The sequence below is a fragment of the Nocardia sp. NPDC051321 genome, assembly GCF_044455225.1.
Lineage (GTDB): Bacteria > Actinomycetota > Actinomycetes > Mycobacteriales > Mycobacteriaceae > Nocardia.
Genome location: NZ_JBITEM010000007.1, coordinates 184,121 through 205,919, shown reverse-complemented (window position 1 = coordinate 205,919; position 21,799 = coordinate 184,121). Strand labels below are relative to the sequence as shown.

19 protein-coding genes are annotated in these 21,799 nt (G+C 63.9%); 8 read left to right on the top strand and 11 right to left on the bottom strand.

Annotation, left to right across the window (positions count from 1 at the left end; translation table 11 throughout):
- Positions 1-301 precede the first annotated feature (301 nt).
- From ACIA8C_RS18410 to ACIA8C_RS18400, 3 genes are all read right to left on the bottom strand, one after another.
- Complete coding sequence (locus ACIA8C_RS18410) at positions 302-535, bottom strand: hypothetical protein (protein ID WP_397136052.1); 234 nt, start codon at positions 533-535, stop codon at positions 302-304.
- A 95-nt stretch (positions 536-630) separates the two neighbouring features.
- Complete coding sequence (locus tag ACIA8C_RS18405) at positions 631-1,482, bottom strand: SigB/SigF/SigG family RNA polymerase sigma factor (protein ID WP_397136050.1); 852 nt, start codon at positions 1,480-1,482, stop codon at positions 631-633.
- Positions 1,479-2,216, bottom strand: coding sequence for a PAS and ANTAR domain-containing protein (locus ACIA8C_RS18400; protein WP_397136047.1), 738 nt, complete (start codon positions 2,214-2,216; stop codon positions 1,479-1,481). Before ACIA8C_RS18400 ends, ACIA8C_RS18405 begins: the two co-directional genes overlap by 4 nt.
- A 433-nt stretch (positions 2,217-2,649) precedes the next feature.
- Between ACIA8C_RS18400 and ACIA8C_RS18395 the strand changes: the two genes are divergently transcribed.
- A complete protein-coding gene (locus tag ACIA8C_RS18395; protein WP_397136045.1) occupies positions 2,650-2,847 on the top strand; it encodes a hypothetical protein in 198 nt (65 codons plus the stop codon).
- A 95-nt stretch (positions 2,848-2,942) separates the two neighbouring features.
- Here the strand turns inward: ACIA8C_RS18395 and ACIA8C_RS18390 are convergent, their stop codons facing one another.
- Entirely contained in the window at positions 2,943-3,980 is a 1,038-nt protein-coding gene (locus tag ACIA8C_RS18390; RefSeq protein WP_397136043.1) for an SDR family oxidoreductase, read from the bottom strand.
- Positions 3,981-4,456: 476 nt separating this feature from the next.
- Between ACIA8C_RS18390 and ACIA8C_RS18385 the strand changes: the two genes are divergently transcribed.
- On the top strand, positions 4,457-4,861 hold the full coding sequence (locus ACIA8C_RS18385) for a hypothetical protein (protein ID WP_397136041.1): 405 nt from the start codon (positions 4,457-4,459) through the stop codon (positions 4,859-4,861).
- 324 nt (positions 4,862-5,185) lie between these two features.
- On the opposite strand, the gene ACIA8C_RS18380 is transcribed toward ACIA8C_RS18385, so the two are convergent.
- From ACIA8C_RS18380 to ACIA8C_RS18350, 7 genes are all read right to left on the bottom strand, one after another.
- Positions 5,186-6,166: a hypothetical protein gene (locus tag ACIA8C_RS18380; RefSeq protein WP_397136039.1), complete on the bottom strand. Its 981-nt coding sequence runs from the start codon at positions 6,164-6,166 to the stop codon at positions 5,186-5,188.
- The gene (locus tag ACIA8C_RS18375; RefSeq protein ID WP_397136038.1) at positions 6,163-7,431 is read right to left on the bottom strand and encodes a hypothetical protein; all 1,269 of its coding nucleotides are present in this window, start codon (positions 7,429-7,431) and stop codon (positions 6,163-6,165) included. Before ACIA8C_RS18375 ends, ACIA8C_RS18380 begins: the two co-directional genes overlap by 4 nt.
- A complete protein-coding gene (locus ACIA8C_RS18370; RefSeq protein ID WP_397136036.1) occupies positions 7,428-10,781 on the bottom strand; it encodes a tetratricopeptide repeat protein in 3,354 nt (1,117 codons plus the stop codon). Before ACIA8C_RS18370 ends, ACIA8C_RS18375 begins: the two co-directional genes overlap by 4 nt.
- A 296-nt stretch (positions 10,782-11,077) precedes the next feature.
- Entirely contained in the window at positions 11,078-12,334 is a 1,257-nt protein-coding gene (locus ACIA8C_RS18365; RefSeq protein ID WP_397136034.1) for a lipase family protein, read from the bottom strand.
- 12 nt (positions 12,335-12,346) lie between these two features.
- Complete coding sequence (locus ACIA8C_RS18360; protein WP_397136032.1) at positions 12,347-12,901, bottom strand: hypothetical protein; 555 nt, start codon at positions 12,899-12,901, stop codon at positions 12,347-12,349.
- A 237-nt stretch (positions 12,902-13,138) separates the two neighbouring features.
- Positions 13,139-13,633, bottom strand: a complete 495-nt coding sequence (locus ACIA8C_RS18355) for a hypothetical protein (RefSeq protein WP_397136030.1) — start codon at positions 13,631-13,633, stop codon at positions 13,139-13,141.
- Between the two features lie 328 nt (positions 13,634-13,961).
- A complete protein-coding gene (locus ACIA8C_RS18350) occupies positions 13,962-14,243 on the bottom strand; it encodes a hypothetical protein (protein WP_397136028.1) in 282 nt (93 codons plus the stop codon).
- Between ACIA8C_RS18350 and ACIA8C_RS18345 the strand changes: the two genes are divergently transcribed.
- The 6 genes from ACIA8C_RS18345 to ACIA8C_RS18320 all read left to right on the top strand — a co-directional run bounded on the left by ACIA8C_RS18345 (position 14,227) and on the right by ACIA8C_RS18320 (position 21,787).
- On the top strand, positions 14,227-14,682 hold the full coding sequence (locus ACIA8C_RS18345; protein WP_397136026.1) for a hypothetical protein: 456 nt from the start codon (positions 14,227-14,229) through the stop codon (positions 14,680-14,682). The genes ACIA8C_RS18350 and ACIA8C_RS18345 overlap by 17 nt on opposite strands.
- Positions 14,683-14,871: 189 nt before the next feature.
- On the top strand, positions 14,872-17,136 hold the full coding sequence (locus ACIA8C_RS18340) for an MMPL family transporter (protein WP_397136024.1): 2,265 nt from the start codon (positions 14,872-14,874) through the stop codon (positions 17,134-17,136).
- Positions 17,137-18,081: 945 nt separating this feature from the next.
- Complete coding sequence (gene panC, locus ACIA8C_RS18335; protein WP_397136022.1) at positions 18,082-18,921, top strand: pantoate--beta-alanine ligase; 840 nt, start codon at positions 18,082-18,084, stop codon at positions 18,919-18,921.
- Between the two features lie 21 nt (positions 18,922-18,942).
- Complete coding sequence (locus ACIA8C_RS18330) at positions 18,943-20,112, top strand: serine hydrolase domain-containing protein (protein ID WP_397136020.1); 1,170 nt, start codon at positions 18,943-18,945, stop codon at positions 20,110-20,112.
- Positions 20,113-20,132: 20 nt separating this feature from the next.
- Complete coding sequence (locus ACIA8C_RS18325; protein WP_397136018.1) at positions 20,133-21,038, top strand: ABC transporter ATP-binding protein; 906 nt, start codon at positions 20,133-20,135, stop codon at positions 21,036-21,038.
- Positions 21,035-21,787: an ABC transporter permease gene (locus ACIA8C_RS18320; protein WP_397136016.1), complete on the top strand. Its 753-nt coding sequence runs from the start codon at positions 21,035-21,037 to the stop codon at positions 21,785-21,787. The genes ACIA8C_RS18325 and ACIA8C_RS18320 overlap by 4 nt, the downstream gene beginning before the upstream one ends.
- Positions 21,788-21,799 lie beyond the last annotated feature (12 nt).

Below are 21,799 nucleotides of genomic sequence, written 5' to 3'. Positions count from 1 at the left end.
GCAGTACGAGAGCCGTTCAGGCGCAACGTTGTCGACAACTCCTCGCCGACACAGTCCGACCAGCGTTGTTACGGTGCTGGTGTTCGCGTGTCTGACCATCAGCGCGCTAGCCGGTGGGCAACGGCCCTACTTATGACAGTGCGCCGAACGAACTGCGCGAGCGCCGGAAACCGTTGCGGTGACCATCTTCGCGGTGAACCGCTCGGTTGCTCCCGGCACCGACGCGTGCTTTCATGAGGCGCCGATGCCGGGCGTGCTCGGCGGGGAGAGGCGCTGGTGTCAAGCCCGCCAGCGGGGGAATCTAGCGGCGATAATCCGTCTTGTACTCTTGCACTTCTTTGCGGGTCGGGTCTGGATCGAGCAGCCCGCCGCGATGATGATAGGCGCGAATTAGTATCGTCGCCCCGCCGCTCAGCAACGCGAGCGCCGCGACGACGGCAACGATCGCCCGGATCGGCAGCGCGAGGCCGACGGCTACCAAGAACAAGCCCGCGGCAACAGTGCCGGTGATCAACAGAGCAAAGCCGGCGAACATAGTCTTGTCGCTACTCCAACCAGATCCTGTCCTGCGCATATTGTTGCACTACCCCGCCAAGATCATGCAAACCTGTCGCCGTACCGAGAGTTCGGTCAAACGCTGGTGTACTGCTCACCGAGCACCTGGTTGCGCAGGTCCTGGAGAGTCTTGGCGAGGATGCGAGAAACCTGCATCTGGGACAGGCCGACTATTCGGGCAATTTGTGCCTGGGTGAGATTGTGTCCGAAGCGCAGGATGAGGACGGAGCGTTCGCGTTCGGGTAAGGCTTGCAGTAATGGCGCGACGCTGATCACCTGTTCGGTGAAGTCGTAGCCGGGTTCGTCGGTGCCGAGAGGCGCGGTCCATTCCAGTTCACCGTCGTCTTTTTCGTCCTCGATGCACTTATCCAGCGGATTGGTGTGGTACGCGTTGGCTGCGACGAGCGCGTGGGTGAGCTCGGTGAGTTCGACGTCCAGTTCGTGCGCCAGTTCGCGGGCGGTGGGCATGCGGTGCAGACGCTGGGCCAATTGCTCGGTGGCCGGCCCGATACGGCCTTGAAGCTCCTTGATCGGGCGCGGCACGTGGGTAGCCCAGGTGTGGTCACGAAAGAAGCGGCGGACTTCGCCGGTCACGGTGGGGATAGCGAACGATAGGAACGACGGTCCGCGGTCGACGTCGAACCGGTCCACCGCGAGCACCAGTCCGACGCGTGCCGCTTGGAGCAGGTCGTCGTAGTCCTGGCCGCGGCCGGTGAAGCGGCGTGCGATGTGTTCGGCCAGCGGCAGGCACAGCCGCAGAATGTGTTCGCGGAGCCGCGCGCGCTCGCAGCGGTCCTCTGACGTCGCGGCCAGCTTTTCGAACCAGACTTCGATATGGTCGTAGCTGTCGGCGCCGGTGCCACGGTAGGCGCGACCTGATGGGGTAGGGCTCGTTGTCGCCTCGTGCGTCATCAGCGTGCCTTTCATGCCGGGCCGGTCGGTCGGCCGGCTGTGTCCCGCTGCGGCGGTACGTGCAGGTGCGCGGTGAGCAGGAGGTGATCGAACCGACTCTGGGTGTGCGGGGGAGTTGCTGGGACCGTGTCCAGTTCGTCGATGATCTGCTGGGCGAGCAGCCGGAGCTTGACGTTCGTTTCCTGGGACCGCCACCGCAGAATGCGGAACGCCTGCTCTGCATCGACGCGGTACATCCGCATCAGCACGCCTTTGGCTTGTTCGATCACCGCACGGGAGGCGAAGACGTCCGGCACTGTGGCATCGAGGATTTCGCGTCGATGTACGGCCAGGGCGTCGGTGACATCGATGTAGTAGCCCCTGGTACCGACGACGCGTCCGGTGTCGTCGACCATCCGATCGCCGACCACGATGACGTGGTGCTCACGACCCTGTGTGTCGATGATGCGGTGTCGACTCGAGAACGGTGCGCCGTTCTCCACCGAGCGAGCCAGGGTATCGGCGACCATGGCTCGATCGGCGGGATGTTTATGCGACAAAAGAAGTTTCGTTGTCGGGCGCACCGACTCGGGCACGTAGCCGTGCATGCGGGCTACCTCGTCTGACCACTCCCAGCGCTCGTCGGCGAACCAGAAGCGAAATGCGCCGACCGGCTGGGGAACATCGGTGAGCGGGGAGTACCTCGGTTCGGCGGACGTGATCGGCTGGTCCTCGGAGGAATCGGCATCGGTTCTTGTTTCCATCAACAACAAACCTCGTCACTAGTGCTCTCGTGGGTGCGAGCGCGTTCGGTTGAACGCCGCTCATACCGTGCATGCATTGGTGCTCAGTTAGCGGGCAACGTCCGGCAGCGACGGGTCGCCGCCGGCGTCGATCTGGATGTCGGCATGACCGAGACCTCTCATTGCGCAGTCGGCGCACAGGGGCCGACTGCAGCTGTGGCAGGGCGGTGGTGTAGTTATTCGGTCCGCCGCAGACGGCGGAACCTGGTGCGCGGCGGGGTGGCTGGGGCTGGCCAGCCGTACACCCTGGTGCCTACCCTTGCACACTGCAATAAAACCGGATGACGCAAATTTGACGATTTTCACAGAGCGTGGTCGCGGGCGATCGAACAGTCATATACCGCGATCGCGGGTATCAGCCCTACGGAACGTCCTGCTGCGATAACCGGGTCGTCAGAAGGTGCTTAAAGCTGCGGGAGCGAGCTCGATCGAGGTCCGCGCCGACTACCGCTGCTTGCTGACGACCACGACGAGCGCGTTCACCGTCGCTGACCTGAGCGCCGATGGGGGCAGCGCGGTCATCGTCCATACCGGCACCGACGATCCCGGGCAGGGGGACGAAAGCGGTGCCAGGATAAGCGTGTGCGCGCTGCGCTGAGGAGTTCGAGCTGCGTTGGTTCTAGCGTGCGAGAGTCGTTGTGCTGAACCATCTCCGACACGATTCGGCCCCGGTAGACGCGGAACGTTCGATTCTCATCGGGCGGACGAGGTGATCCGGTTCCGCAACGCCCAAGCGCCTACGGCCGCCGCCGTGGCCGCGGCGAGCGCGCCGCCCCGATGCCTCGACAGCCACAGTTGCGGACTGAACTTCACCGCTTTGGCATCGAACCGGCCGTGCGCGCCGAAGTCATGACCGTCGGCGTCATCGAGCGGCTCCCACAGGTTCGCCGGTCGGTGCGGATTCTCCGGTCGCGGGGTCTGCTGGGAACCGAATCCTGTGCGCGCAAGATAGCGGTCCAGCAGGCCAGGAGCGATTTTGTTGGCAAGCAAGGTCGCGACCGTGCTCGCGCCGACCCAGTATTCGCGTCGACCGGGATGATCGGCCGCGTACAGCACCGCCTCGGCCGCGACCTCGGGCTGATAGATCGGCGGTACCGGCTGTGCCTGGTCGGGCATGCGGCTGAGCGCCCATTGGAACTGGGGGGTGTTCAACGCGGGCATCTGCACCATCGTGATGTGGATGGAGCTGCGCTCGTGCAGCAGCTCGCAGCGCAGCGCCTCGGTGAATCCCTGGATGGCATGCTTGGCCCCGCAGTAGGCGGACTGCAGCGGAATACCGCGGTAGGCCAGGGCCGAACCGACCTGGACGATGGTGCCGCGCCGGCGCTCGCGCATGCGAGACAGGGCGGCTCGGGTGCCGTTGACGCAGCCGAGATAGGTCACGGCGGTAACCTGTTCGAACTCTTTCGGGCCGATCTGGTCGAACGGCCCGAAGACGCCGACGAACGCGTTGTTGACCCACACGTCGATCGGTCCCAGCTCTTGCTCGATGCGGTCCGTGGCTTGTTCGACCGCCTCGGGTTGGGACATGTCGACGGGCACGGCGACGGCGGTGCCGCCGCGTTCGGTGATTTCCCGGCAGGCATGGGCCAGCCCCTGCTCGCCGCGGGCGCACAGGGCGACCCGGTCACCGCGCGCGGCGAAGGCCCGGGCGCAGGCACGTCCCACGCCCGCACTGGCCCCTGTTACTACTACGACTCGGGTTTTCGGGGTAGGGGATCCGCCGGTCATGGAATCACTCCTCGGAGCTCGTTGGACATCGGCCATCTCATTGACCCGTTGTAGTTTTGGCCCTGCCCCCGAAAAGGGTGCTGAAACATCGTCGACCCGGCTGGGTTTACCAGCGAGAACGCACGTCGAGTGGCACCACTATTTCGTGGTCGGCCGACCATTCGGCGGCTGGACGACGGCGGCCAACTCCGTGCGCTCCTCGCTATGTGCTGCGCGATGACCGTGCTGTATTCAATGGGGTGCCGGCGGGGGTTGGCATGGCCGGTGTGACGGTTGAGCACGACGAGCAGGCTGCCGTGCACACCACCGAGGAGGTCGACGAGGACCCGATGGCTGTAGGTTCGACATCCATGTCCGATGAAGTTCTCCGAATCTCGCGACCACCACTCAAATACGCAGAGTTCGCTTCAGGGGCGAGCGTGTGGGTACCTCCTCGACTATGAGGTAGCCGACTCTCGACTTTGTGAGGAAAGCGCATGCGCCGTACCGTGCTCGCCATCGTCTGCGCCGCCGTACTGCCGACTCCGGCGTGCGACTTCGTCGGTGGCCAAGACACCGCACCACCATCGGCGTCGACGTCGCTGACAACCTCGGCCTCCCGCCCTACCACCCCAGAGGTCCTGCTGCCGCCGGACAACTCTCGCCCGGTATCGGTGCCCTCTGGCAGCACACCCGCACAACTGCGCCACAAAACCTGCGAGGATCTGCTGCCCCGCTTCGAATCTGTGCGCAAGACCTCGGGCCAAAGCGGCGTCGACCAGGCAGCAGACGCCGCGATCGCCAACTTCACCGATACCCCGGACTGGCCGGTGCTCAGCGAACCACAACACCATGCCGTCATCGACGGTGCCCGTGATGCCGCAACCGGTAGCTGCCCGTGACCCGAGCACTCGAAGCGCGTGGCACAATCCCTTCCAAAGTTGTGCCTGGTCGCCGTGCAGCGCGGTGGGTCCGCCGCCGAGTACGCAGGCCAGCAGCCGTCCCCGACTGCTGGCCGATGGCTTGCCTGCGAAACTTGTTGATGCTCCGGCATGTCGACACGCCGGAGCGACATCACGGGCCGCGGTGCCGTCCTCCTGGCGGTCGCATAGGAGTGCCGCGCTGGCGGAAGGCATCTCTGATTGTGCTGGCGGGGCAGCCGGTGTGCCTGGCGCAGCTGGCGTGAACGATGGACCTCTGACTCCCGACTGAGCACGCCCGCCTCGTCACCGGGCGAGTTCGGCGAGCGAGAGCAGGAGGTGCGCTGATTCGGGATACCAGATGTCGGAGTGCGCCCCGGCGGGGTTCCGCCAACGGCCCTGGCGGAAAAGCCATCCCGCGTCGACATTGACGATGCGTTGATCGAGTTCCGCGTGGCGGTAGCGCTCGTCGATGCTGTGCAGGGTGGCGTTGGCAATGTGGTTGGCGGGTGATCGTGCGCCAACGTGTCCGATTCCGGGTGTGCCCTCGGCCAGGCGATGCCACAGGCCGGTGGCTCGATCCGCGCGCGAGTGAGTCAGGACGATGGGCCCGTTGATAGGCGCGTCGTCGTTCAGTATGCGGGCGAAGGGGCCGGTGAAAATGTCTGGGCGAGCGGCCATCTGGAAGATCAGCAGGGTATCGACGGTGTAAGGGTAGCGAGAGTTGGCGCGGTTCCAGGCTAGGGCCGGCGGGTCCTTGTCGGCCGCGGCCTGGACCGCTTCGACGAGGAATCGGCCGCCGAAGGAGTGCCCAACGCAATGCAGATACTGGCCGCTGGCATTGCGCAGCGCGGATGGGCCTGGAAGTTGGCGTTCGGTATTCAGGTATCCGAGGAGCTGGCCGAGGGCCTGGGCGGCGCGACCCTCGGTGGTCATCGCGTGCGCGCGATCACGGATGCGCCGATATCCGCTGGGCCGGGGATTGCTCATGGACGGCCATCGGACGATCACGTAGTAGCCGTGCCAGGCTTTCAATCGGGGGTAGGAGTCGCGCTCGCTGCGATAGCGGTCCTCCACAAGTGTGAAGAACTGCCTGGCTCGTTGCTCGGCAGTGGTGCGAGTGTTCCGCCAGCCGTGCGCGAATACGACGATGTCCGTGGCGGTTCGAGGGATGGCGAGCCGGTTGGTCAAGAAGTTGGGGACAGCCGCGGCGCGGACGGGTGAGCCGTCGTCGGGCCGCAGCAGGTTCCCGTCTTCGCCCAGATCGAGAGTCGTCAGCGCTGTCATTGGTCGTTCCCCTCCGGCCAGAGATGGACGTCGATCCCTCGGTAGAGGGCGAACATGAGACCCAGCGGATTCTTGTGCACATCGATGAATTTTTGGGCAAGGTTCTGCATGAGATCGCCCAATTTGGTTTCCGGCCGGAGGAATTCGGTGAACAACTGGCGCGAGTACTCGGCCGCGAACACTGGCGGCAGGTTCAGTTGTGGGCCGACGAGACATCGCCCGCCGTTCTTATCGAGCATGGCGCCGCCGAATGAAGAGTAGAAGGTTGAATCGACCAGGCCACCTTGGCAGGCGCCGATGTAAATGAGTGGGCGGGTCGCCAAGCCGGGTTCCTTCAGCCAATCGCTGATCTCTTGGCCGTGGATGCGTTCGTCCTCGTCGAGTTCGACGTAGGACAACATGAATAGACCGTTCTGGCCCGTCACTCGAGCGTGACAGCCGAAGTACGTGATGTTGTCTGTGAAGTCCTTGTTCCGGAACGCCTCCTCCACCTCGCGCTTCGTGGTTCGCACAACGACTTTGGATTTGTCGCGGAAGAACGCGATGGTAGGACCGATGTACGGGGTATCGGGGAACTCGTCATCGATCCGGTGATCCACGTTTATGCCGACGGCGAGCCCGGTGTCAGGGATGAGGATTCGTGGATCGAAGTCGGTCATGCGTCCGAAGGTGTGCTCGATGATGTGCTGGTAGCCCAAGAATCCCTCGTAGGACCAGCGACTTTCGGACGGAATAGGGTGATCCGCGTAGGGCGAGGTGTAGAGCATTCCCCATGGCATGCAGAGTTTTTCGGACTCGAAGGTGATGACCTGCGTTCCACTGCGCAACGCGTTCTCCAGGAGTGTGCGGATCTGTCGCAGGCCCTCATCGTTGCCGTCGAACAGGCTTCGGAAGGTGGTCGCACCGATGTGGACGAGCTCAAACGCTTTGCGCTCCAACAGGTGTGGCTTGTGCGACAGATTGCACAGATCGGAGAACGGGAACCGAGTACCTTCACTACCGGGTTCGTACTGGAGGATGTGTTTTTCCCACTCCCAACGCAGAAACTCACGTAGCGAGATCACCCCCAGCGCATCGCGGCCTAGCCAGCCCTGGTAGGTGCCGCCGCCGTCCTCGGGGAATGCCGAACCCCACGCTTCGACGAGATAGCGACGATCTCCGGTCCGCTCGACGAACCGCAGATGAATCGTCCTGGGCCGATCGTAGTCTCGTGGAGCGAGGGGACCGAAGACTCCGGTGACCGCGGCAGGTAGTGCCTGGGTCATCTCGCCGTCTCCCTAGTGCCGACCAGCAGGCCCGATCTTATTTCGAGCACAGGATGATTGTCGGGGTCCCGGTAGAAGCGGAAAATCATTGGCAAAGAGCCGGACAGCGTCGGCATGACCTCGAAGTCGACGGGCTCCGTCCGCCGGTCCGGCCCCATCCGCGTCCTTCGAGTGACTGGGGCGACGATGCTCGGGGGAGCATCCAATACGACGCGGAGCAGGACAAGCTCCGGATTCGGAACGAGCGGTTCGGCGGCTTCTATCCACACCGAGACTCTGAACGGACGCCCTACCAGAGCCGACTCGTCCGCCAGATATTCGACATGTGCCAGTACCGAGTCCGGCGAAACAGTGGGAGTCCGAGTATGAGAGGTGTCTGATGGTCGGTCGTCCTCGCGGAGAATCATGTCATTCGCATCGGCCATGTGTTGCCTCAGCTGATTCGCTTCGTCGCGATCCGCTGCCGACCCGGTGCGTGCGAACCGAACGTGAAGGTTCGCAGCCAGATTGGTCAGACAGGCGGCTTGATCGTTGGGGTTCGTGCGCGCGATGTGGGCGGCCTGTCGGAACAGGAGGATGGCATCGTCCAGTTCGGCGAGTGACCCGGTGTACTCGGACTTGACGGACAGTGCGCCACCGAGATTCGACAGCGCGGTGGTCAGCTCGGGGTGGCTGTCGCGCGCAGCGAACAGTGCGTATCGGAAGAACTCGATCGCCTCGTTGAGATCGAGAATCTTCCCTGTGCTTTCGAAATCGGACAGCAGCGCTCTGCCGCGATCAGTCATGAGCTCGGCGAGATATGCCGTAGCGGTGTCGGATTCGCGAACGCCTAAACACCGGTAGGTATCGATGGCTTGGAGAAGGCCCGCGATGGCGGCGACGATATCGTTCTGCTCGGCGTTACACCGTGCCAGGAGTTCCACGGACCGAGCATGTTCGAGGCGACTCCCGATCCTGTCGGTGATGTCGTGAGCCTTCGTGAATTCGTCCAGTGCTCGGCGTGGTTTACCGGTTGCCAGCAGGACCTTCCCGATCCCGTTGCGCGCCTCGGCTTCGCCGAGCAATTCGCCGAGTCCTTGATAGAGGTCGAGGGCCTGCCGATGCAGCGCCTCGGCTTCCTGGTATTCCCCGGTCAGGCATCGTACGGTGCCGCAGTTGTTGAGCGCGTCGGACTTCCCGGAGCGGTCGCCGAGTTCTTCGTAGAGAGTGAGGGCCTGCCGATGCAGGGTCTCCGCCTCCTCGAGGTCGTCTGTCAGGCGACGCACGATGCCAAGGGTGTTGAGGGCGTCAGCCTCTCCATGGCGGTAGCCCAATTCACGGTAGAGCGTCAGCGCTCTGTTGTGCAGGTCGCCGGCGTTGACGTCGTCACCGGTCAACCAATGCACGATGCCGAGATTGTTGAGTGCGCTGGCTATTCCGAGGCGGTCATCGATGCTTTCGTTGAGCGCCAGAGCTTTCCACAGCAGCTCCTCGACTTTGTCGTAGTCGCCGTTCAATCGGCGGACGACCCGGAGGTCGGTGACGGTATTGGCCTCCCACCGGACAACCGCGAGTTCCTCATAAAGCCGAAGTGCCTGTTCCAGTAGGTCGCCGACTTGCTGGTAATCCCCGGCTATCCAGCGCACGATGCCGAGGTCGGTCAGTGCGTTGGCTTTGCCGCGAGGACTTTCTACGTCGATATAAAGCTCGAGTGCCTGCTCCTGCATTGTCGCGGCCTGCCGGTAATCCCAGGTCAGCCAGTGCACAACGCCGAGGTCGTTGAGAGCGTTGGCCTTGCCCAATTGGTCGCCTAGATCATCGAAGAGATCCCGCGCTTGCTCGAAGGCTTCGCCGGCCGGGCCGTATTCCCGGGCCAGCCGGCGCACGATGCCGATGTGATCGAGTGCGTTGGCCTCGCCATGCCGGTCGTGCTTCGCGCGGTAGATGCCTAGGGCTCGCTCGATCACTTCGGTGGCGTGGGCGTAGTCGCCGGTTAGCGTGCGTACAGCACCGAGGTTGACAAGGGCGTTGGCTTCTTCGAGCATGTCGCCATGGTTGCGCGCGGTGGTGATCGCACGCTCATGTAACTGAACCGCCAGCGGCGAGGGGCCGTCCTGGTACAGGAGCATCGCCAAAACGGCTGTCAGCGTGACCATTCGAGCGGTATCGCGGGTGGCGTTGTGTTCCAGGCAGGCCAGCAGGTTGTCACGTTCGGTGCGCATCCATGCGAGTGCCTCCTTGGGAATGCCGAACGTTTGGATTGGGATGTCCGCGGAAGCGGTGGATTGCGAGGACGCGGAGGGCCGGACGTAGCGTGCCAGCAGCCGGTCCGCGTTTGCGGCACTGTCCTGGTAGTAGTTCAGCAGTCGCTCGACGACGCGGGTGCGGTCCGAGGCGGGTTCACGGCTGGTGAGGTAGCAGGCGTACTCGAGCAGCCCGTCGTGTAGCCGGTACCTGCCGCGAGCGGTTTCCTCGAGCAGATGGTCGGTGCATAAGGCGCTCAGTTCGCACTCGGCCGTGGCGTGGTCCACCTCGCTGAGCATCGCGGCCGCGTATGCGTCGAAGTCCGGGCCAGGATTGAGGCTCAGACGGCGAAACAGTCGCTGCCGCTGGGGTGTGAGGTCGTCATACGACAGCGTGAACACCGCGAATGCGGAGGGGTCCTTGATGTCGAGCCCGGCCAGCCGTTTGGCTGTCGCGGCCAAGTCGTCGGCCTGACCGGTGAGGCTCCGGCCGGGGTGACGCGCGAGCCGCCCCGCCGAAACCTTGATAGTCAAAGGCAGATACCCGCAGGACCGCACGATCTTGGTGACCGCACGGTCGTCCTGGCGAGTGGCGGGATGCTGGTGGGACAGGTCGGTGAGCAGTTTGATGGCGGAGCCCTCCTTCAGCCTGTGTAGCGCGAGAGGGACGGCCTCACCCCGTGCGAACAGGTGTCGGCGGCTGGTCACCAAGGTCAAGCACAGCTCGCTGTTCGGCAGCAGTGGTTCGATCGTGGCGAGGTCCTGGGCATCGTCCAGCACCAGCAGTACCCGCTTGTCCGCCAGCCGATGTCGCCACAGGTTCCTGGACTCGTCGACGGTGTCGGGCAGGCATCGAGGGTCGACGCCGAGACCGACCAGGAGATCGGCCAACACGTCCGGGGGCGTGGCGCGCGGCTGTCCGTGGGTGTTCGCGTGCAGCATCACGAAGTACTGCCCGTCCGGGTACTCAGGTTTCAGCTGGTGAGCAGCGCGGGTCGCCAGCGCGGTCTTCCCGGACCCGCTGTGCTCGTTGTGAATCGACAACACCCGTCCTGGTTTCGCGGCCGCCAGGATCCGCCGCAAATCGTCGTCGCGGCCGACGAGCGTGACCGTGTCGGGTGGAAGCATGGCCGTCACCGCTGGCGTTGGCTGTGCGAGCACGGCGTCATGGACTTTCCCCCTCGGGTATTCGGTCGGAAACCGCCGATTGAAGACCTTTCAGAGTAGGCTCCGCAGGTCTCGGCGCGAGGGGTAATCTAGTCCTCTATTCGACCGACATGAACGTGATCGAATATGTTGTGGGAAAAGAGCATTCGCTGATGCGCCGGGGTCAAACCAGACTGGGCATTCGACTTGTATCGACAAGTGCCGAATACTGAATCAGATGAAATTCCGCCTATTTGTGTGGTCGTGTGCACAGCCACTCAGGGGCACGTGGAGGGCGCGGCGACACCGTTGAATCGGTCGTTGAGCCAACGCTGCCCATCAGCGAGCCCGACGATCGGCGAGTTGACAGTGTGTCCGATGATCGAGCCGGGCAACACCATTGGGAGCGGCAGATCAACCAGGTCGACCGTGGCACCTGTGCCGCACCAGGTGCGGGCGAGTTGCCGGGGATCAGCAGGGGGTACCAGGTCGTCATTGCTTCCGGTCACCAGCATTATCGGTGCGGTGGGTCCGGTGCGGCCGAGCGTCATCTTCTCGAGCACCTGAGCTGTCCGCGGGTCGGCTTCGAGGACCTGCGCCATCGAGCGGCCGTCCTTTGTCAGCGAATTGGACGGCTGGAGGCCGTAACTCAGCATCGCCCCGGCCACGCATTGGGCGGCGGCCGTCTCGAGGAACTGCCGACCCTTATCGCTGAGCATCTCGTCGACTGCGGATTCCACCTCTGGGTAGGAGCTGATCAGCGACTTCAGGAAGAACCCACCGGCGCCCAGCGACATCCCGCCCTCGGCGTACCTGAACAAATTCAGATGCGATACCACTGGTGCGCCGACGTAAGAGCCTTTGAGATCGAGTTCAGGTGCATAAGATCCGGCCTGCTCAGCGGCGGCACCCACCGCGTGCCCGCCCTGTGAGTAACCCCAGAACACGATTGGCCCGTGTGCTGGAATACCGGCGTCGGGCAGCCGCTGCGCGGCCCGCGCCGCGTCGATCACGGCATTTCCTTCGGCTTCAGTGATGAGATAGGTGTTGGAAATGTAATCGGTGACTACCACGGCGATCCCCTGCATCAGCATCGCACCGATGAACGTCACCTCGTATTCGGTCGCAATATCCAACGGCGGATCATAGGTCAGCATGTGTTGAACCAATTCCGAAGTGCGGCAATGCGGCGCGATCCCATGGGTGCCGACCGCGAAGCTCACCAGTGGCCGCTCGCCGGAGCCGCGCCACGGCGGAATCGGGCTGAGCACCGTTGCGGTCGCGGTTGTCGGCTCACCCTTGGCGGCGGTCGTGTGATAGACGATTCGGTGAGCGTTGGCTGGAAATGATCCAGGGTCGAGCGGCACCGACAGCGCCATCCGTAGCGGCTCACTGTTGATTATGTCGCCCGGTGTCGGCGGGGTGGAGAAATCGTCGGCGACCGCGGATGTCGGCGCCCTAGCTGAGAGGCTCACCAATACCAGGGCCGTCAACCCAGCCGACACCGCGACAATTCGTCGGACCCTGCCAGCCATGGGCAACTCGTTTCACTCGGAAAGGAAACGCCTGACCGGAGGGAGGGTAGTCCACCTAGGTCGGCAGAGGACCACGAACGCGCCGACATTCGAATGCAATCTCGGCTGGACAGCGCGAACGCGAGATGTGATACCGAACGCCGTTACGGCGCTGGCGGGGGCTATGGCGATGAACCACCAGCCGTGCTGGAAGGACGTCAGTATCTGATCGGATGCGACGTTGAGCGACCCGAGAATGGCGATCAGAATGGCGACACCGAGCACGTAGCCGAGCTGGCGGGCGGTGTTCACCACGGCGCTTCCGGTGGCGGACTGGTCCGGCGCCAGGTCGAGGGCGTCGGAGGCGATCATTCTTGGCACGGCAAGGCCGATTCCGATTCCGATTCCGATTCCGATTCCGGAGAGCATCCAACCGGGCAGGACCTGAGTCGCGTACTGCACATGGGTAGCGGCGCTGGTGATGACCAGGACTGTGCCGATGGCGAACAGTAGATTCCCAAGGGCGACAACGAAAGCCACCGGGATCCGTTTGCTCAGTCGCTGACTGAGGATCGCGAAGATCGGCACCGGACCGTGCTCCTCGCGCTCGCCAACGATGGCCCGTTGCCAACGATGAACCGTCGCGTGATTCGGAAGTGCCTCCCGCGTTTTGCAGGGATGATCCGCTCACGCGTCGACAGATCGAAGATCTGCTCGAGTTCTCTGCGCGCACGCGCGGATGATCCGATGTCGTGCCAGACATGTCTCATACCGTGTTCGGCAGCCGCGTTCAATGCCGACAACGTTTACGTCGACCTGATGCGGTTACGCAGGGCTCGGCGGCGTCACCTGTGTCGTTGGCGGCTCTACCGGGGCCCACCGCTGGCGGTCGAAATCCCAGCCCAAGATCTTTCCCTGCCACGCGGGTTCGGTTGGGTCGAGGTCGAGCAGGGCCAATCGCGCTTCGTCTGGGAGGTCAGCGGTTACCAGAATGGCCGCAGCACTTCCGTTCTCGATGTCGAGCACAGCGGAAAGTTCGTTGTTGCCGGAGCCTTGGCGTCCATGCCGGAACCAGCGCTGGCGCAGCTTGCCCGGAAGTCCTGCCACTCCGTCGGCCGCCCGCTCGGCAAGCGATTCCAGGAACGCTTTGCCGAAGATTGTCGCTGCCGGCGCGACGGCACCGACCGCGGCCGACCACTGGAGTAGATCGTCCGGCAGCGACCCTGGAGCATTCTTCCGCAGCCGCTCTAGCTGCTCCGGCGAAACAGGTTGTGGTGCATGAGTATTGACCCGTGTCGAGGTCGGCAGTGTTGGTTCCATGGTGGACCTATCCCCCAATCGATATCGCGTGCGACATGATCGCACGCTGGCAGCCGAGCGAGGCGCGCGCCTGCTAGCCCGGACAGAATCACGCGGACTCGTGATTTTGAACCTAGCTCGCGGCGGAGTAGGCGGCTAGGCCGACACGCGTGCGCCGGAAGGTTGGCAGCTGAAGGCATGCAACTGCGGATCGGAGATCGAGACCGCCGCCGCACCCGCGAGACCGCACCATGCGCGAGCAAGATCGACCCAGATGGCTCTTCGGGCACTGCGCCGGCGAGTGCATCGATCTCGGTCCAGGCCTGCCCAGCGGCCATACCCACCTGAACTACGGATGCTTCGGCTCCCAGATGACGCCGATCACGCGGATTGCGGCGGCGGTGGTATCGCGGCCCTTTTTCCAGAAGAACTGCACTCGGCCGACGCGTGTGTCTTCCGTTCTGATGCACAAGGTGGTCCCGGTCGGTAGCTCTGTCCATGCTCGCGACGTGAGGTTGTAGTTCGCGGCGGCGCATGCTGAATAGCCCGGGGTTGTGACTGTCGCGAAGATCGCGCCTTTCGATGCGGAGATCCCGACGTCAGGATCGATGACGATGGTGGCGGCGCTCACGGGGTTGTCGGTCCAGCCGCCGCCCCAGTCGAAAATCGAGACGCCCCATGGGCTGCTCGAATTGGGTATCACGACGCTGCCGCTGCTGTATGGCGGTGGTTCGTTCTCCGCGGGCGGCGTTGTGGGCGCGGACGTGGTGGTGGTGGAAGCGGCGCTGGGCTGGGTGGAGGTCGGTGTCGAACTCGGGATCGTTGTCAGCGGCGGCGATGTCTGGCTCGTCGTGTTCGAGCCCGGCGAGCATTGCGCGATCCCGAAGATCAAGGTGACCAGCACTCCAAGGACACCGGCAACGCTGCCGACGACCGTCCAGAATTCCGCTCGGGTGTGGCCGAAGATGCGACGCCGCTTTCGACTACGGACGGCCGCGACGGTAACCCGGGCTTGGCTAGCCCCGAAGGACTGTCTGGGGAGGCAACTCATTACGAGTCGGTACGTTTGATTCGTAGTCACATCGAGCGGGAGGATTCAAATGATGGCACCGGGTGCTGGACAAGCGATGGGAGCGGTCCGGCGCACGGTGGAGCCGTCCGCACCGCTCGCCGATTCACTGCCGTGCGTGATTCTGTTGCGTGCGTGCGGGTTTGACAGTCCAGTGACTGAGGGCGAGTCCAGATCAAAGGCGGTCTAGGTGTTCACCTGGTGGGGCGATCTGGTTTATCGGCTGCGATTCGGGGTCATCGGTGTCGCGGTGGCGGGCCTGTTGGCTTTGGGCGCTTATGGATTCGGGTTGGAGGATCATCTCAGCTCCGGTGGCCTGTTCGATCCGGGATCGGAGTCATCCCAAGCCGGGCGCCTGGCGGATGAGGCGTTCGGCCGTAACCATGATGTCGACGTAGCCCTGCTCTATACCGCGCCTGAAGGCAAGACAGTCGATGATCCGGAGTTCTCCCGTACGGTCACCGATCACCTCAACAGCCTGCCGCGCGACTATCCCGACCAGATCGCCGGGATCAACGCGGCGTATTGGCGGACCGAGACCGGTAAGGCCAGTGGCTCGGTCGCGGCGACCAAGGATCGGAAGCACGCGATCGCGTTGGTGGCCATTCGTGGTGACAGCGACACCGAGATGGTGCGCAATTACCGCAAGGTAAAAGATGTTTTCGCCATCCCCGGGGTGGATGTGCAGGTCAGCGGGGTGCAAGCGATCGCGGGCACTTTGAACGACCGGATGTCTGACGATATCCGCCGGATGGAAGTTATCGCGCTGCCCGCGGTGGGGTTGTTGCTGTTCTTCATCTTCGGTGGGGTAGTCGCGGCGGCATTGCCCTTGGCTGTCGGAGGTCTGACGATGATCGGTTCGTTGGGCGTCATGCGGATCTTTACCAACTTCACCGAGGTGAACTCCTTCGTTTCCCCGGTGGTGACGATGATCGGCCTGGGTCTGGCGATCGACTACGGGCTGTTCATCGTGAGCAGATTCCGCGAGGAGATCGCCGAAGGTTATGACACCCGCGCGGCGGTCCGTCGCTCGGTGATGACCGCGGGCCGCACCGTAGTGTTCTCCGCGACGATGATCATCGCCAGCCTCGGCGGCATGCTGCTGTTCCCGCAGGGCTTCCTGAAAACCATGGCGTACGGCGCGATCACCACGGCGGCGCTGGCCGCGCTCACCTCGATCACCGTGCTGCCCGCGATGCTGGCCGTCCTCGGTAAACGAGTGGACGCGTTGGGGCTCAAAGGGTTCCGCAAAACCAAGACCGCCGAGGAGATCGAGAACGGGTTCTGGGGCCGGACGACGGTCTGGGTAATGAAGCACCCGATAAAGATCGCCGTCTCGCTGTGTCTCGCACTGGTTGTACTGATCCTGCCGATGCAGCATCTGCTCTTCGGTGGGCTCAGCGAGAAGTACCTGCCCCCGGGCGACGAGGTCCGCCAGGCCAAGGAACAGATCGACACCTACTTCCCGCTGCGCAGATCCGACCCGCTCGAGCTGGTTTTCGTCGCGGACGACAGCACCGCGGTCGGGGCGGTGTGGAAACAGGCCAACCAGGCTCCCGGCCTGACCACGCCTTTCGAAGTGCCCTCGCGCGCCAGCGATCGCCCCGAGGTTTACCGCACCAAGGCGAGCGTGGTCGACATCAACGACGCGGGCAAGACGATCGACTACCTGCGATCCCTGGAGTTGCCTGCGGGGGTGAGCATGCTGGTCGGTGGGCTGCCCGCGATGCAGAAAGACAGCATCGACGCACTGCTGGTTCGTATTCCGTTGATGGTGGTCCTGGTCCTGTTCGTCACCGCCGTGCTGATGTTTCTGACCTTCGGCTCCCTGGTCTTGCCGATCAAGGCTGCCTTGATGAGCGCGCTCGGATTGGGTTCGACGCTAGGGATTTTGACCTGGATCTTCATCGACGGGCACGGCGCGGACCTGCTCAACTTCACCCCGCAACCGATCATGGCACCGGTTTTGGTGCTGATCATCGCAATCATCTACGGCCTGTCCATCGACTATGAGGTCTTGCTGCTGTCGAGAATTGTCGAAGCACGAGCGCAAGGCGCCTCGACCACCGAGGCGGTGCGTGTCGGGACCGCGCACACCGGACGCATCATCACCGCGGCCGCGCTGATCCTGCTCGTGGTGACCGGCGCGTTCGCGTTCTCGGATCTGGTGATGATGCAGTACATGGCCTACGGCATGATCGCCGCACTGTTCATCGACGCCACGATTCTGCGCATGCTGCTCGTGCCTGCCACGATGAAGCTGCTCGGCGACGACTGCTGGTGGGCACCGGCCTGGATGACCAAGATCCAGCAGAAGATCGGCCTCGGCGAACCCATACTCGAACACGAACACCCCGGCGGCGAACTCATCGACCTGGTGAAAACCACCCCCATCACCGACCCGATCACCGAACAACTCACCGCAATCAGCGACCCGCGACGCATACGGTCCTGAGCAGCGCTACTGAGCTCACCGGCCGATCTCACAGACCCCTCATACCTCTCGCAAGGCCCCCGATGCCTGTGGAAGGTATTGCGGCTCAGTGAATCCACGTGTATACCAACAGGTTTCACGGACGGCACGGAGACCAACGCGACGCAGCGCCTCCTGCTGACCACCATTCAGCGTGTCGGGTTAGAGGTGCCGTCCCACTGCCAGCCGCAGCCCCGCTCGAGGGTGAGGTCATGATTCTTCGGCGATGAGGAGGCGAGGGGAGTGTCCGGTGGTGTCACCGGGTTCGGCGGGAACCACCGCGTGGTTGGTGGCGTCGAAGTTGGTATGACGGACCAGAAGATGTCACACCGCCGGTTGTCGTGTGCTCCTCGATGTGGGCTGGAACTCGACCGCGACGATGGACCACGGCGGAGCCGTAGCGATGTCGACTGGCCGGAGCGACATGACAAACCGTAAGGGTGGCGGTGCGGCGTTCTCGGTTCGCGGCAGTGCCGGGAGGCGTCGGGTGTGCGGGGACCACCTTCGCGGATGCCGGATTGCTGAGGATCGGCGGACGCGCGGGTGTGAAGGGCCACAGCGAGTTTCCGGACTGGTTCGACGATTGAGCACGGAAATCTTCTCGACGTAACACCCGGTCGGGGGGATATTTCGGGTTGTCTTCCGTGGGAACATGGGGGAGTGAGGGACCGCCGACTGGTCGGCCAAGTTTGCGGTCGTGACGGGAGCTGATCGCGGGTTGGGCGATGTGGGCAATGGGGTGCGCAATAGCGGCGGGTATCGGCTGGTGTAGTGAGTCCCCAAATTTCCCCAAAACCGTTCGGAGTAGGTCGAATTCGAGAATGTGGGTCGAGTCTGCTTGTTAGGATCGGCGGATGAATCGAGCGTGGCGAGTTTCCTGCGGCCACGGCGGCTTGCGCGAGTCGTACTGCTGAGGGAATCGACGCGATGATCGTTGTCAGAAGTACCGCGGAGTTACAGCGCGCCTTGGCGGAACCTCGAGCGCAGGGTAAGAGCATCGGCTATGTGCCGACGATGGGTGCCCTGCATGAAGGGCACCTTGCGCTGGTTCGCGAGGCGAAGGTGCGCGATGACGTGGTGGTGGCGTCGATCTTTGTGAATCCGTTGCAGTTCGGGCCGGATGAGGACTTCGATACCTACCCGCGCGACGAGGAGCGCGATCTGGGCCTGTGCGAGAAAGCGGAGGCGGATATCGCGTGGTTGCCGACGGCGCAGGAGTTGTTCCCGCCGAGCTTCGGGCTGACCGTAGCGGTGCCGCGGCTTTCGGCCGTGCTGTGTGGGGAGCGGCGGCCTACCCACTTCGCCGGAGTCACCACCGAGATGTCGAAGATTTTGATTCTGCTGGCGCCGACCGCGGTGTATCTCGGGGAGAAGGACTTTCAGCAGTTGGTGGTGCTGCGGGCCGTCGTCCGCGACCTCGGGTTGCCGCTCGAGGTCCGGTCGGTGCCGACGGTGCGGGAGGTGGACGGCCTGGCTCTCTCGTCCAGAAATGCCTACCTTGCCGTGGCTGAGCGGCCGATCGCGGCATCGCTGTTCCGCATCTTGTCCGAGCTCGCCACGCAGCTGCGGGCGGAAACCGGGTCGGTCGCCACCGTGCTCGACGCGGGTCGCGCGGCGTTGACCCAGGCCGGTGCGCACCGGATCGACTATGTGGAACTTGTCGACAGCGAGACGCTGGACCCGGTCGCCGCGGCCACCGCGGGCAACCGGCTGGTGGCCGCCATCTGGGTCGGAAGTACCCGTCTGATCGACAACGTGGAGGTCTAGCTCCAGGGAGCTGGACGGTAAGTGAAGCGTCGGGGGGCGCGGGAGGCGACGATGGACATGATGACCGAACTGCTGGAGGCGGTTTCGGCCGACGTAGCAGCGCGCCGAATACCGGGCGCGGTCCTCGCGATCACGGACAACGGGTCGCTGATCGACTTCCAAACCGTCGGCACCCTCGACCCGCACGGCGCGCGGCCGATGCCCGGCGACGCGATCTTCCGCGTCTACTCCATGACGAAGGTCTTCACCGCGCTGGCAACGTTACTGATGGTGGCCGACAATCGGCTTCGACTGGCCGATCCCGTCACCAGGTGGCTGCCGTACTTCACCGGCACCCGCGTCGAGGACAGCGGCGCGCTGCGACCACCGACCCGCCCCCTTCTGGTCGAGGACTTGATGCGACAGACCGCGGGCATCGGCGGCGGCTACCACACCTCGGCGAACATCAAGCCGTACTACGAGCAAGCTGAGCTGCGGAAATACGACCACAAAGCCGAGCTGCCGACCCTCGACGACGTCGTACGGAAAATGGCGAGGCAGCCCCTGGCCACCGATCCCGGGACCGTGTGGGAATACGGCATGGCCATGGACGTCCTCGGCCGCATCCTCGAATTAGCGGACAACCGGCCACTCGACGGAATCATCGAACAGCGAGTCTGCCGCCCACTTGGCTTGCGCGACACCGGATTCAGCGTTCCGGCCGAAGACATGGATCGCGTCGCGGAACCATTCGTCACCCCACCCGGACTGGTGACACACCGGGAACGACCGCCCTGGTTGTCGGCCGGATCAGGCGGCTATTCCACCGCCATCGACTTCGCAAAGCTGTTGTGCGCGATAGCTTCCGACCACGACGGCCAACTGGCCATCCCGGCGCTGGGGCCTATCACCCGGCAACTCTTTACCGATCAGATCGGACCGCTGGCCGGCGGCGGCCCCGACTACATTCCAGGGCCTGGCTACGGCTTCTCCTACGGCCTCCACGTACCGAGCAACGATCCGACCTGGGCGGCGCTGGATCCGAACGCGCAGACCGTCGGGTGGCTTGGACGTGCCGCCACCAGCTTCGTCCACCACATTCCCAGTGGCGTGGGTGTGGTCCTGATGACCCAGTGCTACGGGCGAGCAGTCCACTATCGAGATCAGGTCCGCTCCATAGTGGCGCGACACCAGGCCACGTCATGGATTTAGCCGATGAGCCGGTTGTTCGCGTGGCGAGCCTTCGAAAAACGTACGGCTCGGTCGTCGCCCTGAACGGGGTCGACCTGGCGATCGGTCGCGGCGAGATCTTCGGTCTACTCGGCCGCAACGGCGCGGGCAAATCCACGACTCTCGACATCATCTGCGGGCTCGTCAAGCCGACCGCGGGCCGGGTGGAGGTATTCGCCACCGACGTGCGCAGGCACGGCCGCCGGCTGCGCCGCCGCATCGGCTATGTGCCGCAAGACAATACGGTCTACCTGGCGATGACCGTCTGGCAGAACCTGCACTTCGCCGCGATCGTGCGCGGGATGCCGAGCGCCACCGCGCAACGCAGGGCAGCCGAGGTGATGGAGCGCCTGGGTCTGAGCGGGATAGCGAACCGCGGCGGCGCGAACCTGTCCGGCGGTGAGCGCCGCAGGCTGACGATCGGCATGGGAATCGTGCATTCGCCGCCGCTGATGGTCCTCGATGAACCGAGCACCGGCGTCGACATCGACTCCCGCCACGCCATCCACCACCTACTCAGAGAACTCCGTGGCGAAGGCTCGACGATCCTCTACACGACTCATCACCTGGACGAAGCCGAAATTCTTTGCGACCGAATCGGTGTGCTCGACGCGGGATCGATCCTGGTCACCGCCGACGTGAAAAGCTTTGTCGCGGAACACGCCAGCCCCTACTGCGAGATCGTCAGCGACGAGGCGGCGGCGGTGGCGACGTTACTGCAAGGCGCACTACCGGAGAACGGTATTACCGTGCACGGCAGGCGAATCAGGGTCGGCACCCACAACGCGGAACTCCTCCCCACGATTGTCCGGCTACTCGACGAGAGCAACCTCCCCATCAAGGACGTGCGAGCGGTTCCGGTCTCCCTGGAAAACGCGTTCCTGCAGGTGATCGGGCAGGCGCTATGACGATCACCTGGGCCTTCATCCGAAAAGAACTGGCAACCTGGCGCCAGGACCCCACCCTGTTCGTCTTCCTCTTCGCCGCCCCACTACTGATGCAGGCCCTGCTCAGCGACGCTTTCTCCGGAATAACCGGCGGCGCGGGGGCAAATCAGACCGTCCCAGGCTTCACGATCATGTTCGGCTTCTACGTGATGATGTTCATGGGTACCTCGCACTACCGCGAACACGCCTCGGGGGCATGGAGTTTGGTGAAAACCAGCGGCCTGTCCAGAGGGATGATGGCGATCCAGCTCGCGATCCCGTACTTCCTTCTCTCCGCGGCGCAGATGGCGCTGTTGATCGTCACCGGACGAGTGCTGTTCGGCGGCAGCGTCAATGGATCACTGCTCGCCCTGGTGGTGCTGATCCTGACCATCGCCTGGACGGCCATTGCCCTTGGGCTGGTGCTGATCTCGCTCACTCGCAATGTCTCGGCGATGCAAAACCTGTGCCAGCTGGTCGTACTCGGCATGGGCGCGGTGGGTGGTGCCGTCGTACCGGTGCGGCTGATGCCCGCCTGGAATCGTCCGCTTGCCCCGCTGACCCCGCAGTATTGGGCGGTGGACGGGATGAAAAGTGTGCTCGCGCAGCACGGTGGGTTTGTCAGCATCGTGCCGAACCTGCTCGTGCTCACCGGCTGGGCCAGCGTCCTATCGATCATCGCGACGTTCGCCTTCGATCCGGGGAGTCAGCGTCGCGTCGCCATTCGCTGAGGCCGGAATCGC